General features: G+C 70.8%; 11 protein-coding genes. 8 read left to right on the plus strand and 3 right to left on the minus strand.

Translation table 11 applies throughout. From position 1 onward, the window contains the following. Positions 1 to 34 precede the first annotated feature (34 nt). The gene (hisN, locus tag A8M77_RS24680) at positions 35 to 811 is read right to left on the minus strand and encodes a histidinol-phosphatase (protein WP_086924168.1); all 777 of its coding nucleotides are present in this window, start codon (positions 809 to 811) and stop codon (positions 35 to 37) included. Positions 812 to 933: 122 nt separating this feature from the next. On the opposite strand from hisN, the gene A8M77_RS24685 reads away from it, so the two are divergent. Beyond that, positions 934 to 1,326, plus strand: coding sequence for a DUF5329 family protein (locus A8M77_RS24685; RefSeq protein ID WP_086924154.1), 393 nt, complete (start codon positions 934 to 936; stop codon positions 1,324 to 1,326). A gap of 192 nt (positions 1,327 to 1,518) precedes the next feature. On the opposite strand, the gene A8M77_RS24690 is transcribed toward A8M77_RS24685, so the two are convergent. After that, entirely contained in the window at positions 1,519 to 2,403 is an 885-nt protein-coding gene (locus tag A8M77_RS24690) for a TauD/TfdA dioxygenase family protein (RefSeq protein WP_086924155.1), read from the minus strand. A gap of 109 nt (positions 2,404 to 2,512) precedes the next feature. Further along, positions 2,513 to 3,613 carry a class I SAM-dependent methyltransferase gene (locus tag A8M77_RS24695; protein ID WP_086924156.1) on the minus strand — a complete coding sequence of 367 codons (1,101 nt, stop codon included), beginning with the start codon at positions 3,611 to 3,613 and terminating at the stop codon, positions 2,513 to 2,515. Positions 3,614 to 3,644: 31 nt separating this feature from the next. Between A8M77_RS24695 and A8M77_RS24700 the strand changes: the two genes are divergently transcribed. The 7 genes from A8M77_RS24700 to A8M77_RS24730 all read left to right on the plus strand — a co-directional run. Then, complete coding sequence (locus A8M77_RS24700) at positions 3,645 to 4,442, plus strand: SDR family oxidoreductase (protein ID WP_086924157.1); 798 nt, start codon at positions 3,645 to 3,647, stop codon at positions 4,440 to 4,442. Beyond that, the gene (locus A8M77_RS24705; RefSeq protein WP_086924158.1) at positions 4,439 to 4,828 is read left to right on the plus strand and encodes a dihydroneopterin aldolase; all 390 of its coding nucleotides are present in this window, start codon (positions 4,439 to 4,441) and stop codon (positions 4,826 to 4,828) included. The genes A8M77_RS24700 and A8M77_RS24705 overlap by 4 nt, the downstream gene beginning before the upstream one ends. Positions 4,829 to 4,830: 2 nt before the next feature. Continuing rightward, entirely contained in the window at positions 4,831 to 5,742 is a 912-nt protein-coding gene (ttcA, locus tag A8M77_RS24710; RefSeq protein ID WP_086924159.1) for a tRNA 2-thiocytidine(32) synthetase TtcA, read from the plus strand. A 47-nt stretch (positions 5,743 to 5,789) separates the two neighbouring features. After that, positions 5,790 to 6,425 (plus strand): DUF4136 domain-containing protein, encoded by a 636-nt coding sequence (locus tag A8M77_RS24715; protein ID WP_086924160.1) that lies wholly within the window; start codon positions 5,790 to 5,792, stop codon positions 6,423 to 6,425. A 46-nt stretch (positions 6,426 to 6,471) separates the two neighbouring features. After that, on the plus strand, positions 6,472 to 7,110 hold the full coding sequence (locus tag A8M77_RS24720) for a histidine phosphatase family protein (RefSeq protein ID WP_086924161.1): 639 nt from the start codon (positions 6,472 to 6,474) through the stop codon (positions 7,108 to 7,110). Positions 7,111 to 7,483: 373 nt separating this feature from the next. Next, a complete protein-coding gene (locus tag A8M77_RS24725) occupies positions 7,484 to 14,809 on the plus strand; it encodes a type I polyketide synthase (RefSeq protein ID WP_086924162.1) in 7,326 nt (2,441 codons plus the stop codon). Continuing rightward, positions 14,806 to 17,295: non-ribosomal peptide synthetase (locus A8M77_RS24730; protein ID WP_143694751.1), on the plus strand; the 2,490-nt coding region annotated here is incomplete at its 3' end. The genes A8M77_RS24725 and A8M77_RS24730, both read left to right, overlap by 4 nt.

Raw genomic sequence — 17,295 nt, forward strand, 5'->3', positions numbered from 1 at the left:
TCGGCACGGAGCCCTCCGAGGGAGCTCGATGGTCTCAGGCGTTCAGGATTTCCAGCGCCTCGCGATGCAGCGCCGGCGTGGCGGCCGCGACCACGCGCCCGTCGGAGGCCAGGCCCAGCGGCCGGCCCGCCCAATCGGTGATCACGCCGCCCGCGGCCTCGATCAGGCCCGCCGGGCCCAGGTAGTCGTAGGGCTGCAGGCCGGTCTCCACGACCAGGTCGATGGTGCCGCCTGCCAGTTGGGCGTAGCTGTAGCAATCGCCGCCGAAGCGGCGCATCGCGCAGCGCCGGCTGAGCCGGTCGAAGGCGGCCCAGTCCGCCGGGCCGAAGATGTCGGGCGAGGTGGTGAAGATGCGGGCCGCGTCGACCGAGCCGCAGTTGCTCACGCGCACCGGCCGCCCGTTGCGCTGGGCGCCCAGGCCGGCCTGGCCGATCCAGCGCTCGCCGAGCACCGGCATGTCGACCACGCCCAGTTCCACGCGCCCGCCGCGCAACAGGCCGATCAGCGTGCCCCACAGGGGCGAGCCGGTGATGAAGCTGCGCGTGCCGTCGATCGGGTCCAGCACCCAGACCGCCTCGGCCTCCACGCGGACCGCGCCGTGCTCCTCGCCGTAGATGCCGTCGGCCGGCCGCTCAGCGGACAGGATCTCGCGCATCGCGGCCTCGGCCGCGCGGTCGGCCTGGGTGACCGGGCTCTCGTCGGCCTTGGCGATCACCTCCAGCGGGGTGCGGAACAGGCGCAGCGAATGGGCGGCCGCGGCATCGGCCAGGGCGTGGGCGATGCGCAGCAGGTCTTGGGGGGAGGAGGCGATGGAACTCATGGCGAACGACCGGAAGGAAGACGCCCATTAGACCCGAGCCCGCGGTTTGACACCGGGCGCGGCCTGGGCGAGCATGGGCCGTGCAATGCCAACAAGCGCCAACAAGGGATCTCATGCGCCGCCGCCACTGCCTTCGACTCGCCGCCCTGGCCCTGGGCCCCGCCCTCCTCTCGACCGCCCGGGCCACCCCGTCCGAAGAAGAGCACCGCCTGATCACCGCGCTGATCCAGCGGGTCCGCGGCATGCGCACGATGAAGTTCATGCGCAACGACGAGGCGCACGATGCCGACGAGGCGGCCAAGCACCTGGAGGCCAAGTACAAGCATTTCCGCAAGCAGATCGTGACCGCGGAGGACTTCATCGAGCGCTGCGCCACCCGCTCGGAGGTGACGGGCAAGGCCTACATCGTGCAGCTCGGCGACGGCAAGCCGCGGGAAGCGCGGGCCTTCATGCTGCAGGAGCTGCGCGCGATGCGGCAGCCGCAGCCGCCCAAGCACAAGGGCTAGGGCCGACGAGGCACCGAACACCAGCTCCGCCGCGACCTTCGCCTTCGCAACTGCCGTGCGGCTCATGCAGCGGCCTGCTCCTCCTCGAACAGCAGCCGGTGGATCCGCTGCGCGGTGGCCTGGAACCGGCCAGCAGCGCCATGGCGCTGCGTGCAAGGGATTGCTTCATGGACTTGGTTTTGGGTTCTGGTTTCAGAAAGGCGCGTCGCCCTCGATCGTGGTGCGATAGAGCTTGCGCCGCAGGTGGTCCGGCGTGCCGGCAGCCAGGTGCATCAGCGAACGGTTGTCCCAGAACACCAGGTCGTGCGGCGCCCAGTGGTGGCGGTACACGTACTCGGGCTTCACGCTGTGCGCGAACAGTTCGGCCAGCAGCGCGTCGCTTTCGTCCTGCGGCAGGCCGACGACGCGGGTCGTGAAATGCTCGCTGACGAAGAGCGCCTTGCGGCCGGTCTCGGGATGGGTGCGCACCACCGGCTGCACCGCCGGCGCGACCTTGGCGATCTGCTCCTCGGAGAGCTTCGGGCGCCACGGGTTCTTCGCGCGCAGTTCCTCGTACTTGGCAAGATAGCTGTGCTCGGCCTGGAGCGGCAGGATGCGCTGCCGCAGCGCGGGCGACAAGCCCTCCCAGGCCAGGTGCTGGTCGGCGAACAGCGTGTCGCCGCCCTCGCCCGGCAGCTCCTGCGCATGCAGGAGCGAACCCAGGCTGGGCTTCGGCTTGTAGGAGATGTCGGAATGCCAGTAGGCGCCGGCATCGCCCAGCCCCAGCGGCTCGCCGTCGGGCTTCTTGATGTTGGAGACGATCAGGATCTCGGGATGGCCCGCCAGGTGGAACTGGTGCAGCACGTGGATCTCGAGCGGACCGAAGCGGCGGCTGAAGGCGATGTGCTCGTCGGGCGTGATGCACTGGTCGCGGAAGACCAGCACGTGGTGGTCCAGGTACGCGCGGTGGATGCGCGCGAAGTCGGACGCGTTGATGGGCCGGGCGATGTCCAGGCCGATCACTTCGGCGCCGACTGGCGCATCGAAGCGGCGGATCTCGAAATCCTGGGACGGCGCGGAGTCGGAAAGGGCAGTCATTCGAACGGTTCGTCGGGGAACCCTCCACTTTAGAAGCCGGGCCGGCCCTTGCCAACGAATCGTTCGTTGTCAGCTCAAAGCGAACAAAACTGAAGAGGCATCGCGCGCTTCACAGGGTATGGCTGCGGTCGCCCTCGGCGAAGCCCAGCGCATCCCAGCCCTCGCCGGCCGCGAAGCCGATCACCTTGAACAGCTCGCCCATCTCGTGCTCATGGATCAGGCGCGCCGCCAGCGTGCGCTCGGGCAGCGAGGCCGCTTCCAGCATCGGCAGCAGGCCGGCATTGAGCAGGAACCTCGCCTGGCTGGTGTAGCCCAGCACGGCAAGGCCCGCATCCTGCCCGGCCAGCGCGATGCCGGTGAAGTCGACGTGGGCCGTGATGTCCTTCTGGCCCACGTCGGCCAGCGGATCCGCATCGGCCAGGTGGCCGCGGTGGCACATCACGGTGCCCATGTGGCGCTGCGGGTGGTAGTACTCGGCCTCGGGGAAGCCATAGTCGATGAAGAAGGCGGCGCCCTGCTCCAGGCGCTCGGCCAGGGTGGCGATGAAGGCGCGGGCCTGGGGGTGGATCTCGGTCAGGTAGTCGTGCCCGCCCTCGATCTCCACCGGGGGCCGCAGCCCGGTGGGACGGTCTTCCCAGCCGAGCGCTCCGCCCGCCAGCCGCACCACGCCGCGCTCGAACCACTGCCCGCCGCTGCGCGTCACCAACTGCACCGGCATCGCGTCGAGCACCTCGTTGCCGACGATCACGCCACGCATGCGCTCCGGCAGCTCCGACAGCCACTCGACCTTGCCGGCATGGGCTGCGAGCGCGTGCTGCTGGCGCTCGCGAAGCGTGCCCGACAGGTCCACGATGCGGTAGCGCGCCACCCTGTCGCCCAGGGCCTCGAGCAACTGGGCGGCCAGGGCGCCCGAGCCGGCGCCGAATTCCCAGAGCTCGTCGGTGCCGGTGTGCTCGAGCGCCTCGGCCACCTGCCGCGCCAGGGCCCGGCCGAACAGCGGCGTGAGCTCGGGCGCGGTGACGAAGTCGCTGCCGGACTCGGGCATGCGCCCGAACTTGCGGCTCGCGTTGGCGTAGTAGCCCAGCCCGGGCGCGTACAAGGCCAGGGCCATGAAGCGGTCGAAGGGCAGCCAGCCACCGGCGCGCTGCAGGGCGGCGTCGATAATCCGGGTCAGGGGGTCCGCGCGCACGGCGCCGTGGTCCTCGGTCATTCCCCGGTCATAACACAGGAAATCCATCAGCATGCGCGAATCCACCTCACGCCCCGGCGTGCTCGTGACCGGCGGCGGCCGGCGGCTCGGTGCCGCCGTCTGCGAGGCCTTCGCGCGCGCGGGCTGGACCGTGTGGTGCCAGTACCGCGCGTCGCGCGAGGAAGCCGAGGCGCTGTGCGGGCGGCTGCGCGCCGAGGGCCTGCGGGCGACGGCCGTGGCGGGCGACATCGGCAGCGGCGCAGGCCGGCGCGCGCTGCTCGACCGCATCGGCGCCGACGGGCCGCTGGCCTGCGTCGTCAACAACGCCTCGGCCTTCGAGCCCGACACCGGCCTGGACTTCGAAGAGGACGCGGCGCTGCGCCAGCTCGGCGTGAACCTGATGGCACCGCTGGACTTCGCGCGCCTGCTCGCCCAGCAGGCCGCGGCCGGCGTGGGCATCGACCGCAGCGCGATCCACGTGCTCGACCAGAAGGTCTACAACCTGAACCCGGACTACTTCTCCTACACCGTCTCCAAGCTGGCGCTGGAGCGCGCAGTGGCGCTGCAGGCGCAGTCGCTGGCGCCCGCGCTGCGGGTGTGCGGCGTGGCGCCGGGCATCCTCTACGCCAGCGGCCCGCAGGACGAGGCCAACTTCCGCCAGGCCGCCAACGCCAACCTGATGCGCCGGCCGATCGACCCGGCCGACGTGGCGCGCGCCTGTGTCTTCCTGGCCGGCACGCCCAGCGTGACCGGCACCACCCTCAGCGTGGACAACGGCCAGCACCTGGTACCGCTGCCGCGCGACATCATGTTCGTCGTCGACGAGCTTCTGAAGGCCTCCAAGCCATGAGCCATACACCCATCGACCCGCTGCTCATCACCTGCCGGCGCCTCTTCCTGCGCGACTACGAGGTCTGGATCAACATCGGCGTGCACGAGTTCGAGAAGCGCGCCGAGCAGCGCGTGATCATCAACGTCGACCTCTACGTGCCGCTGGATGTCTCCACACCCAAGGACGACGAGCTCGACGAGGTGGTCGACTACGACTTCATCCGCCGCACCGTCGCCACGCGCCTGTCCAAGGGCCACATCCACCTGCAGGAAACGCTGTGCGACGACATCCTGGAGCAGGTGCTGGCCCATCCCAAAGTGCAGGCGGCGCGCGTGTCGACCGCCAAACCTGACGTGTACCCGGATTGCCAGTCGGTCGGCGTCGAAGTCTTCAGGAGCAAGTGATCATGAGTGCCGTCTGGACCGACGAAGCGCCTTCGCCCGCCCCCAACACCATGAAGATCGAGCGCGAGGCGCACAAGCTCGAGAAGCGCCTGTGCCGCGAAGTCGGGCGCGCCATCTTCGACTTCAACATGATCGAGGCCGGCGACAAGGTCATGGTCTGCGTCTCGGGCGGCAAGGACAGCTACGCGATGCTGGACATCCTGCTGAAGCTCAAGGCCCGCGCGCCGGTGCACTTCGACATCGTCGCGGTCAACCTCGACCAGAAGCAGCCCGGCTTTCCCAAGGAGGTGCTGCCCACGTACCTGAAGGCGCTGGGCGTGCCCTTCCACATCGAGGAGCAGGACACCTACTCCATCGTCAAGCGCGTGATCCCGGAGGGCAAGACCACATGCGGCCTGTGCAGCCGGCTGCGCCGCGGCATCCTCTACCGGGTGGCCGACGAGCTGGGCGCGACCAAGGTGGCGCTGGGCCATCACCGCGACGACATCCTGCAGACCTTCTTCCTCAACATGTTCTTCGGCGGCAAGCTCAAGTCGATGCCGCCCAAGCTGGTGAGCGACGATGGCCGCCACATCGTGATCCGCCCGCTGGCCTACGTGCCGGAGAAGGACCTGGTGCGCTGGGCGCAGCACCGCGCCTTCCCCATCATCCCGTGCACCCTGTGCGGCAGCCAGGAAAACCTGCAGCGCAAGCAGGTCGGCGAGATGCTGCGCGAGTGGGAGCGCAAGCATCCGGGGCGCCTGGAGAACATGTTCAACGCGCTGCAGAACGTGGTGCCCTCGCACCTGCTGGACGGAACGTCCTATGACTTCAAGGGGCTGAAGACGACCGGCGTGGCCGACGAGGACGGCGACAAAGCCTTCGACCCGCCGGAATTCCCGATGCCGTCGCCGCTGCGCGTCGTGCAGCTTTGAGCCTTGGCGGGCGTTGCGGCCCGCAGCGCCCCGGCAAGGAGATCCGCATGAAACACCTGCTCGCTGCCCTCGCGCTGACTGCCGGCCTCACCGGCTGCGCCACCCGGTGGGTGGTCGACAGCGAGGTCCGCAGCTTCTCCAGCCTGGGCACGGTACCCGCCGGCGCCACCTACCGCTTCGAGCGGCTGCCCTCCCAGCAGGCCAGCGAGGCGCAGCAACAGCAGCTGGAAGCGATGGCCGGCCCCGCGCTCGAACGCGTCGGCCTGCGTCGCGACGACGCCAATCCGCAGTACACCGCCCAGATCGGCGCCCGGGTGACGGCCGAGCTCTCGCCCTGGGCCGACCCCTGGTACTACCAGGGCGGCATGTGGCCGGGCTACTACCGCCAGCGGCCGTGGGGCTACCCGCCGGGCTGGTACGGGCGCGGCTGGTATGGCGGCGGCGGGTACGGGCCGGTCTTCACGCCGCCGGCCAACCCCTGGTACGCGCGCGAGGTCAGCATCGTGCTGCGCGAGCTGCCTTCCAACCGTGTCGTCTACGAGACCCGGGCCCGCAACGACGGGCCCTACACCGCCAGCGCGGCCGTGCTGCCGGTGATGTTCCAGGCGGCGCTGCAGGGCTTCCCGAATCCGCCGGCAGGCGAGCGCCGGGTCGACATCGAGATTCCCACGGCGAAGAACTGAGTCCTGCGGCCCGGTCGTCCCAGGGTTTCCACCTAGAATTTCCCGGATGGAGGCCACCCGACTGATCGCCGTTCGCCATGGCGAGACCGCCTGGAACGTGGACACCCGCATCCAGGGCCAGCTCGACATCGCGCTCAATGCCACCGGCCTGTGGCAGGCCCGGCGCGTGGGGCAGGCGCTGGCCGAGGAGCCGATCGGCGCCATCTACGCCAGCGACCTGGCGCGCGCCTGGCAGACCGCGCAGGAGATCGCCCGCCCGCGCGGCCTGGAGGTCGGTGCCGAGCCCGGCCTGCGCGAACGGGCCTTCGGCCATTTCGAGGGCCGCACCTTCGCCGACATCGACGCCAACCTGCCCGAGCAGGCCCGGCTGTGGCGCACGCGCGACCCCGCCTTTGCGCCCGAAGGCGGCGAATCGTTGCTGGATTTCCGCGCACGCGTGACCGGCACCGCATCGCGGCTGGCAGAACGCCATCCGGGCGAACTGGTGGTGTTGGTGGCGCACGGCGGCGTGATGGACGTCCTCTACCGCGCCGCCACCGGCCAGGAGCTGCAGGCGCCGCGCACCTGGCACCTGGGCAATGCCGCCATCAACCGCCTGCTCTGGACCCCCCAGGGCTTCACGCTCGTCGGCTGGGGCGACACAGGCCACCTGGACCAGGGCACCTTGGACGAAGCCACGGCCTGAGGAGCCCCCTCTCCTCAAATAGAACTTTTCTATGAGTTCTTGCCCACTTCTTCAGGTTTGAAGTAGCCTGTTTGTATTCAAAATGTAAGAAGACGGGCACAATCGTGTCTGTGATGGCTCAGGTCAACACCCCGTACGCAACCAAATGCGTCGAGTGTTGCAGGGCTTTCCAAAAGGCATAGGCGGTAGGCATGGCTTTTGTCCGGTGGCGCGAAGCGCGGTCGGGGAGCAATATCGGAACCTCTGTCATTTTTGAATGCTTTGTGATTACTGAGTGCAACGGATACATGTGCAGCCGCAGCAACGTGGCGGCATCGAGACACACAAGGGGTTACTGAAGGGCGAGGCCAGTCCACAGCGGAGTCACCAGTTCATGGAGCAAGCACCCATTTCCCAATCCCCGGCCGACGCGGCCACACTCTCGCTCGCCGACCTGTTCGTCCCGCGTTCCGGCCAGCCTGCGCAGGCCGCAGTGCAGGTGTCCAGCCTCGACGTGCCGCCGGCCCTGGCCGCACGTTGGTCCGCCGAGGCCCGTCAGGGTGGCTACCTCCCCGACACGCTGTTCGCGGCGGCCTGGCTTCTTCTTCAATCCCGCTGGCTGGGTACGCCGGCCGTGGAGTTCCACGAGGCGCCGGGCTCGCTCCAGTGCGGCCTGCGCTGCGCGGACGACAGCTCGGCCTGGCAGTGGATCGCCGAAGTCGACCGTGCACGCCGCGCTGCCGCGCCGGGCGCTGCCTCGGCACCGCCTTTCGCCTGCTGGCTGCGCGAGGGCGCACCGCACGACCCGGATGGCGCGGTGATGCTCCAGCTGGGCTTTCATGCGCCCGCCACGCTGCGCCTGGCCGGCGCCGCCACGTTGATGGACAGCGCGGTCGCGATCGGCCTCCTGCTGGCAGTGGCCGATGCCGCCGCCGAGCTGATGGACCATCCGGAAGCCCGGCTGCGCGAGATCCGCACCCTGCCGTCGGCCGACCGGCAGCGGCAGCTCGAGGAATGGAACAGCCCGGCCACCACCTATGACCCGAGCCTGACCGTCCCCGCCCTGTTCGCGCGCCAGGTCGCGCAGCGCGGCGACGCGCCCGCCCTGGTCGGCGACAGCGGGACCCTGAGCTACCGCGCACTGGACCAGGCCACCGAGGCCATGGCGCGCCGCCTGCAGGCCCGCGGCATCCGCCCCGGCGATGCGGTCGGCATGCTGCTGGACCGCTCGAGCGAGGCCATCGTCGCCATCCTCGGCATCCTCAAGGCCGGTGCCACCTACGTGCCGGTGCAGCCCGACTTCCCGGCCGAGCGCATCGCCTTCATGCTGGCGCATTCGAAGGTCGCCCTGGTCCTGACACAGGCCGCCTACCGCGCGCTGGTGCCGGCCGAGCGCCCCCTGCTGGCCATCGACGAGACGCGTACGGCCGACGAGGCCGCGCTGCCGCCCTTCCGCCCGGCCGAGGCGAATGGCGACTCGGTCGCCTACGTGATGTACACCTCGGGCTCCACCGGCACGCCCAAGGGCATCGAGATCTGCCACCGCTCGATCCTGCGCCTGGTGCTGGACGCCAACTACGTCGAGCTGCCGGAAGGCGAGGCCATGCTGCATGCGGCGCCGCTCGGCTTCGATGCCGCCACGCTGGAAATCTGGGGCCCGCTGCTCAACGGCGGCGTGTGCGTGGTGCACGACGAGAAGGTGCCCACCGGTGCCGGCCTGGCGCGCACCATCGCCCGGCACGAGGTCAAGACCGCCTGGCTCACCGCCGGCCTGTTCAACGCGGTGGTCGACGACGACCCGGCCCAGCTCGCCGGCCTGCGCCAGCTGCTGACCGGCGGCGAGGCCCTGTCGGTGCCGCACGTGCGGCGCGCCTTGGCGGCCCTGCCCGGCACCACGCTGATCAACGGCTACGGCCCGACCGAGTGCACCACCTTCGCGGCCACGCACCGCATCCCGCGCGATCTTCCGGCCGAGGCGCGCTCGGTGCCGATCGGCCGCCCGATCAACGAGACCGCCCTGCGCGTGCTCAGCCCCGCCATGGCCCTGCTGCCGGCCGGCCTGGTGGGCGAGCTGTGCATCGGCGGCCGCGGCGTGGCGCGCGGCTACCTGGCGCAGCCCGAGCTCACGGCCGAGCGCTTCGTGCCCGATCCGTTCGGCGCGCCCGGGGACCGCCTCTACCGCACCGGCGACCAGGTGCGCTGGCTGCCGGACGGCACCATCGAATACATCGGCCGCATCGACGGCCAGGTCAAGATCCGCGGCCACCGCATCGAGACCGGCGAGATCGAGGCCGCGCTGCTGGCCCACGACGGCATCAAGTCCTGCGCCGTGGTGCCGCAGAAGGATCCGGCCGGGCGCCTGCGCCTGGTCGCCTACCTCGTCGCGCGCGGCGCCGAGCTGCCCTGGGGCGTGCTGCGCCAGCACCTGGCGGAGCGGCTGCCGGAGGCCATGATCCCCTCGGCCCAGGTCTGGCTGGCGCAACTGCCGGTCACCACCAACGGCAAGCTGGACCGCCGCGCCCTGCCCGAGCCGGCGCGCCAGCGGCCCGAGCTGGCGCAGCCCTATGCGGAAGCGCGCACCGAGGCCGAGCGCCGCGTCTGTGCCGCCTTCGCGCGGGCGCTGGGCATCGACCAGGTGGGCCGCGACGACAACTTCTTCGACCTGGGCGGCGATTCGCTGCTGGTGCTGCGCGTGCTGAAGGACCTGCAACAGGGCAGCGCGCGCCGCCTCACCAGCAACCTGTTCTTCCGCCAGCCCACGCCCGCCGCGCTGGCCGCCGACATGGAAGCCGCCGAAGCCACCCCGGTCAAGCCCCAGCCGTCGCGCATGCCCGCCAAGGCCGCCGCCACCGACAGCGACGCCGTCGCCCTGATCGCGATGGCCGGCCGCTTCCCCGGTGCGGCCGACGTCGAGCAGTTCTGGGACAACCTGATGGCCGGCCGCGAGTCGATCAGCTTCTTCGACGACGCGACGCTGGACGCCGGCGTCTCCGCCGCGCTGCGCGCCGACCCGCTCTACGTGCGCGCCCGCGGCGTGATCGATGGCATCGAGAACTTCGACGCCGCCTTCTTCGGCATCAACCCGAAGGAAGCCGAGCTGATGGACCCGCAGCAACGGGTCTTCCTCGAGATCTGCTGGGAAGCCCTGGAGCGCGGCGGCTACGTGCCCGACCAGGCGCCCGGCCCGGTGGGCGTGTGGGGCGGCATGTACAACGCCACCTACTTCCAGCGCCACGTGTCGACCCACCCCGACCGGGTGGAGATGGTGGGCGAGTTCCAGGTGATGCTGGCCAACGAGAAGGACTACATCACCACCCGCGTGGCGAACAAGCTCAGCCTGACCGGCCCGGCCATCAGCGTGCACACCGCCTGCTCGACCTCGCTGGTGGCGGTGGCCCAGGCCTTCCATGCGCTGCGCACCGGCCAATGCCGCATGGCGCTGGCCGGCGGCGCCTCGGTGACCTGCCCGCCCCGCAGCGGCTATCTCTACAACGAGGGCTCCATGCTCTCGCCCGACGGCCACACCCGCAGCTTCGACGCCAAGGCCAAGGGCACCGTCTTCAGCGACGGCGCGGCGGTGGTGCTGCTCAAGCGCCTGTCCGACGCGATCGAAGACGGCGACACCATCTACGCGGTGCTGCGCGGCGCGGCGGTCAACAACGACGGCGGCGCCAAGGCCAGCTTCACCGCGCCCAGCGTGGACGGCCAGGCGGCGGTGATCGAGGCCGCGCTGGCACAGGCCGGCGTAACGCCGCGCAGCATCTCCTACGTCGAGACGCACGGCACCGCGACGCCGATGGGCGACCCGATCGAGGTCGAGGGCCTGGCCCGCGCCTACGCCGCGCACACCGCCGACAAGGGCTTCTGCACCATCGGCTCGCTCAAGAGCAACGTGGGCCACATGGTCACGGCCGCCGGCGCGGCCGGGCTGATCAAGACCGCGCTGGCCCTGCACAGCGAGGCCATCCCGGCCAGCCTGCACTACGAAGCGCCGAACCCGGCGATCGACTTCGGCGCCACGCCCTTCACCGTCAACAGCACGCTTCGGCCCTGGCCGCGCGCCGAGGCACCGCGGCGCGCCGGCGTCAGCAGCTTCGGCGTCGGCGGCACCAATGCGCACGTGATCGTCGAGGAGGCGCCGCTGCGCGAGCCGTCCGATCCGGCCACCGGCCCGCAGTTGCTGCTGCTGTCCGCGCGCTCGCCCGCGGCGCTGGCGACGGCGGCCGCGCAACTGGCCGATCACCTCGACACGCACCGCGCGCTGCCGCTGGCCGACGTGGCCCACACGCTGCGCGTGGGCCGCAAGGCCTTCGCACAGCGCGCCTGCGTGGTGGCCGATTCCATCGATGCCGCCATCGCCGCGCTGCGCACCGCCGACTCGCCCGCGCGCGCCGCCGCCGCGGCCCCGGCCTGGGTGCCGCAGCCGGTCTTCATGTTCCCCGGCCAGGGCGCGCAATACGCCGGCATGGGCCTGGCGCTGCATGCCGCCGAGCCGGTGTTCCGCGCCGCCTTCGACGAATGCCTCGCGGCCTTCGAGGGCGTGCTGGAGTACGACCTGCGCGCGCGCATCGCGTCCGAGGACCCGGCCGCGCTGTCGGCCACCTCGGTCACGCAGCCCGCCACCTTCGCCCTGGAATACGCGCTGGCGCGCCAGCTGATGTCGCTGGGCATGAAGCCGGCCGCGATGATCGGCCACAGCGTCGGCGAATTCGCTGCCGCCGTGCTGGCCGGCGTGATGCGCCTGGAAGACGCGGCCCGCCTGGTCGCGCGCCGTGGCGCGCTGATGCAGGCCCAGCCCGCGGGCATCATGCTGTCGGTGCGCATGGCCGCGGCCGAGCTGCTGCCGCTGCTGCCCGAAGGCATCTCGCTGGCCGCCGACAACGGTCCCGCGGTCAGCGTGGCCGCCGGCCCGGCCGAGGCGATCGAGAAGCTGCGCGCCGAGCTGGAGGCCAAGGGCATCGTCGCCAAGGCGCTGCAGACCTCGCATGCCTTCCACTCGGCCATGATGGACCCGGCGGTCGCGCCCTTCGAGGCCCTGGTGGGGGAGCTGACGCTGTCGGCGCCCCAGCTCCCCATCTACTCCACCCTCACCGGCCGCCTGCTGACGGCCGAGGAAGCCACCGACCCGCGCTACTGGGCCCGCCACCTGCGCGAGACCGTGCGCTTCTCGCCCGCCGTGCGCGAGGTGCAGGCGCAACTGACCCATCCGCTCTTCATCGAGCTCGGACCGCGCAACACCCTGGCCACGCTGGTGCGCCAGCATGCGAGCAAGGCCCAGCCCGCGCCAGCCGTCTCGCTGCTGGCCGACCAGCCGGCGAGCGAATGCGCGAGCTGGCGCCTGGCCGCCGGCCGGCTCTGGGCGCAGGGCGCCGAAATCGATCTTTCGCCGCTGGACACGCGCACCCGCAAGCACCGCGTGCGCCTGCCCACCACCCCCTTCGAGCGCAAGCGCTTCTGGGTCGACATCGCATCGTCGGCACCGGTTGCGCCTGCGCTCGCTTCTTCTTCCACGCCCCAAGCCCCTGCCCTCACGATTCCGGAGTTGCCAATGACCACCGCCGTTTCCGCGCCGCCCGCCCGCCGCGCCTCCCTCGTCACGCGCCTGCGCGAGCTGTTCGAGAACATCTCGGGTGCCGACATGGGCGAGGTCGACGGTGCCGCGCCCTTCGTCGAGATCGGGCTGGACTCGCTCACGCTCACCCAGGCCGCGCTGCAGGTCAAGAAGACATTCAAGGTCAACCTGACCTTCCGCCAGTTGATGGAGAGCTATCGCAGCTTCGACGCGCTGGCCGAATTCCTCGATGCCACGCTGCCGCCCGAAGCCGCGCCCGCGGCACCGGCCGCCGTGCCCGCGGGCGCCGCCGCGGCGGTGGCCCCGCAGCAGGCGGTCGCCGCAATGCCGGTGGCCGCGGCGCCGGTGGTCCTGCAGCCCCTGCCCGCGATGACGATGGCCCCGGCCAACGGCGGCCTCGTGCAGCAGCTGATCGCGCAACAGATGCAATTGATGCAACAGCAACTCGCATTGCTGTCGGCGGCGCCACAGATGCCGGCCAGCCCCGTGCTGCCGGCGCCTGTGGTGGAGCAACCCACGCCCATGGCCACCGCCGCGGCCACGGCGTCCAACACCCCTGCAGCTGCCGAACCGGCGGCTGGCGAAGAGCCTGCCCCGGCGATCAAATACGACGTCAAGAAGGCCTTCGGCGCCATCGCCCGCATCCACACGCAGAGCAAGGAGCCGACCGAGCGCCAGAAGGCGCGCCTGGCGGCCTTCATGCGCCGCTACGTGGAGCGCACTGCGAAGAGCAAGGCCTTCACCGAGCAGAACCGTCCGCACATGGCCGACCCGCGCGTGGTCAACGGCTTCCGCCCGGCCACCAAGGAGATCACCTACCAGATCGTCATCGAGCGCTCCAAGGGCTCGCGCATGTGGGACATCGACGGCAACGAGTACGTCGACACGCTCAACGGCTTCGGCATGAACCTGTTCGGCTGGACGCCGGACTTCATCAACGACGCGGTGAAGAAGCAGCTCGACCTGGGCTACGAGATCGGCCCGCAGCATCCGCTGGCCGCCGACGTGACCAAGCTGCTGTGCGAGCTCACCGGCTTCGACCGCGCGGGCCTGTGCAACACCGGCTCGGAGGCCGTGATGGCGGCGCTGCGCATCGCCCGCACCGTGACCGGCCGCAGCACCGTGGTGCTGTTCACCGGCTCCTACCACGGCACCTTCGACGAGGTGCTGGTGCGCGCCGGCCGCCAGGGCAAGGGCATGTCGGCCGCGCCGGGCGTGATGCAGGGCATGTTCGGCGACGTGCGCGTGCTCGACTACGGCACGCCCGAGGCGCTGGAGTTCATCCGCGCCAACGCGGACGACCTGGCCGCCGTGCTGGTGGAGCCGGTGCAGAGCCGCCGGCCCGACTTCCAGCCCAAGGAATTCCTGCGCGAGGTGCGCGCGATCACCGAGAAATCCGAGACCTGCCTGATCTTCGACGAGGTCATCACCGGCTTCCGCTCCGACCTGGGCGGCGCGCAGGCCATCTACGGCATCCGTGCCGACCTCGCCACCTACGGAAAGGTGCTGGGCGGCGGCTTCCCGGTCGGCGTGATCGCCGGCAAGCGCACCTACATGGACGCGCTGGACGGCGGTCCCTGGCAGTACGGCGACGACTCCGTGCCCACCGTGGGCGTGACCTACTTCGCCGGCACCTTCGTGCGCCACCCGCTGGCCCTGGCCGCCTCCAAGGCCGCGCTGGAGTACCTCAAGCAGGACAACAACAAGCTGCAGACCCAGCTGAACCTGCACACCGCCGCGATGGCCGACGAGCTCACCGCCTTCTGCCGCGAGGTGGGCGCGCCGCTGGAGATCCGCTACTTCTCGTCGCTGTGGCGCGTGACCTGGCTGGAGGACCATCCGCTGCAGGACCTGCTGTTCGCGATGATGCGCAGCCGCGGCGTGCACATCCTGGACAACTTCCCCTGCTTCATGACGACCGCGCACACGCAGCAGGACATCGCGACCATCAAGTCGGCCTTCAAGGAATCGATCGCCGAGATGCAGGAAGCCGAACTGCTGCCACGCCGCGCGGCGCCCAAGATGGCGCTCGATCCGGCGCATCCTCCTACGCCGAATGCGCGCCTCGGACGAGACAAAGACGGGCAGCCTGCGTGGTTCGTGCCCGATCCCAAGGCCCAAGGCAAATTCACCAAGTACCAAGCATGACCGACGCCGTCGCCACTTTGTCCGCCGAGGACGCCGCCGAGGACTTCGACCCTTTTGCGGGGGGCCTGATCGAGCGCATCGTCCCGACCACCGAGGCGCAGCGCGAGGTCTGGCTGGGCGACCGGTTGAGCCCGGAAGCGTCGCTCGCCTACAACGAGTCGATGCGGCTGCACCTCAAGGGCGCGCTCGACACCGCGGCACTGGCGCTCGCGCTGGACCGGCTGGTGGCGCGCCACGAGTCGCTGCGCGCCACCATCTCGCCGGACGGCACCCAGCTGCTGATCGGCGAGCCGGCGCCGGTCGCGCTGGCGGAGCATGACCTTTCCACGCTCGACCCCGCGGCGCAGAAGCGCCGGCTGGAGGACGACGGCGTGGCCGTGGTGCTGGAGCGCTTCGACCTGGAGCAGGGGCCGCTGTTCCGCGCCGCGCTCTACCGTCTTTCCGCCATCGACCACATGCTGGTGCTGAGCGCGCACCACGTGATCTGCGACGGCTGGTCGTGGGGCGTGATCAGCGAGGACCTCGGCGCGCTCTATGCCGAGCAGGTCGGCGCCGGCCCGTCCCTGGAGACGGCGGCGCAGTACTCGGACTACGCCGCGTGGGAAAGCGCGGAAGCCGGCAGCCCGGAGATGCAGGCCCACGTCGACTACTGGCTCAAGCGCTACGCCGGCGGCAGCCTGCCGGTGCTGGAGCTGCCGCTGGACCACCCGCGGCCGCCGGTGCGCACCTTCAACGCCTACCGCATCGACCACGTGCTGGAGCAGTCGCTGATCGAGGGCCTGCGCAAGTTCGGCGCCACCGCCGGCACCAGCCTCTTCGCCACCATGTTCAGCGCCTTCGCGGCCATGCTGCACCGCCTCACGGCGCAGGAAGACCTGGTGATCGGCATCGCCGCCGCCGGCCAGATGCCCAGCGAGATGCACACCCTGGTGGGCCACTGCGTCAACCTGCTGCCGATCCGCGTCGCGGTCGATGCCCAGGAGCCCTTCGAGAAGCTGGCGCGCGACTCGGCCAGCAACCTGCTCGATGCCTTCGAGCACCAGACGCTGGGCTACGGCGCGCTGCTCAAGAAGCTGCCGGTGCCGCGCGATCCCAGCCGCCTGCCGCTGGTGAACGTGCTGTTCAACGTGGACCGCGATGCCGCTCCCAACGACGGCAACTTCCCCGACATCCAGGTCGAGCAGAGCACCATCGGCCGCCGCTACGAGAACTTCGAGCTCTTCCTCAACATCACGCCGGTGCGCGGCGGGATGCAGATGGAGGCGCAGTACAACGCCGACCTGTACGACGACGCCACCGTGCGCCGCTGGCTGGGCATGTACGAGACCCTGCTGCGCGCCATCGTGCGCGAGCCCGCGCAGGCGGTCGGCCGCCTGGCCCTGCTGTCGGATGCCGAGGCGCATGCGCTCGCTTCCCTGCAGCCGGCCCCGACGCCGATCGAGGGCGCGCCGCTGATGCATGCCGGCTTCGTGGCGCATGCCGCCTCGCAGCCAGACCGCCCTGCGCTGCGCGACGGCCAGAAGCGCCTGAGCTACCGCGAACTCGACGAGCGCGCCAACCGCCTCGCCCATGCGCTGCGCGCGCGCGGCATGGGCCGCGGCGAACGCGTCGGCCTCTGCCTGGACCGCGGCTTCGACATGTTCGTGGCCCTGCTGGCCGTGCTCAAGAGCGGCGCCGCCTACGTGCCGCTGGACCCGGCCTTCCCGCAGGCCCGCCTGGACTACTACGCCGAGGATGCGAAGCTCGGCCTGCTGCTGACCTCCTCCGCCATCGCCGCCGCGCCCAAGGCCTGGCGCGCGGACGCGGCCGAGCGCGTGCTGCTGCTGGACCGCGACACGGCCTGGCTGGAGCAGCCCGCCACCGCCCTGCCGCCCGGCGCGCAGGATGCGCAGGGCGAAGACACCGCCTACGTGATCTACACCTCCGGCTCCACCGGCAAGCCCAAGGGCGTGTGCGTGCCGCACCGCGCGGTCGCCAACCTGATGCAGACCATGCAGCGCGAGCCCGGCATCGGTCCGCAGGACCGCCTGGCCGCCGTCACCACCCTGTCCTTCGACATGGCGGTGCCCGAGGTCATGCTGCCGCTCGCCGCGGGCGCCGAAATCGTGATCGTGCAGCGCGAGGTCGCGATGGACGGCAACCGGCTGCGCGCGACGCTCGAATCCGAGGCCATCACCATCCTCCAAGCCACGCCCGGCATGTGGCGCCTGCTGCTGGATGCCCAGTGGTCCGGCCCGCGCGGCTTCCGCGCCTGGATCGGCGCCGAGCCGGTGCCGGCCGATCTCTCGCTGGACCTGATGGACCGCACCAGCGAACTGTGGAACCTCTACGGTCCGACCGAGACCACCGTGTGGTCCACCGTCTGGCGCATGGAGCGCCCGATCGTGGCGGCGCGCGGCGTCTCCATCGGCAGGCCGATGGCCAACACCGGCGTCTGGATCCTCGACGCCAACCTGCAGCCCTGCCCGATCGGCGTGCCGGGCGAG

The sequence above is a fragment of the Variovorax sp. JS1663 genome (assembly GCF_002157355.1).
GTDB lineage: Bacteria > Pseudomonadota > Gammaproteobacteria > Burkholderiales > Burkholderiaceae_C > Variovorax.

Bases quoted from the DNA above. Each gene is read 5' to 3' on its own strand.
- A8M77_RS24685 (WP_086924154.1), top strand. From the start codon at position 934: ATGCGCCGCCGCCACTGCCTTCGACTCGCCGCCCTGGCCCTGGGCCCC.
- A8M77_RS24690 (WP_086924155.1), bottom strand. From the start codon at position 2,403: ATGACTGCCCTTTCCGACTCCGCGCCGTCCCAGGATTTCGAGATCCGC.
- A8M77_RS24695 (WP_086924156.1), bottom strand. From the start codon at position 3,613: ATGACCGAGGACCACGGCGCCGTGCGCGCGGACCCCCTGACCCGGATT.
- A8M77_RS24700 (WP_086924157.1), top strand. From the start codon at position 3,645: ATGCGCGAATCCACCTCACGCCCCGGCGTGCTCGTGACCGGCGGCGGC.
- A8M77_RS24705 (WP_086924158.1), top strand. From the start codon at position 4,439: ATGAGCCATACACCCATCGACCCGCTGCTCATCACCTGCCGGCGCCTC.
- ttcA (WP_086924159.1), top strand. From the start codon at position 4,831: ATGAGTGCCGTCTGGACCGACGAAGCGCCTTCGCCCGCCCCCAACACC.
- A8M77_RS24715 (WP_086924160.1), top strand. From the start codon at position 5,790: ATGAAACACCTGCTCGCTGCCCTCGCGCTGACTGCCGGCCTCACCGGC.
- A8M77_RS24720 (WP_086924161.1), top strand. From the start codon at position 6,472: ATGGAGGCCACCCGACTGATCGCCGTTCGCCATGGCGAGACCGCCTGG.
- A8M77_RS24725 (WP_086924162.1), top strand. From the start codon at position 7,484: ATGGAGCAAGCACCCATTTCCCAATCCCCGGCCGACGCGGCCACACTC.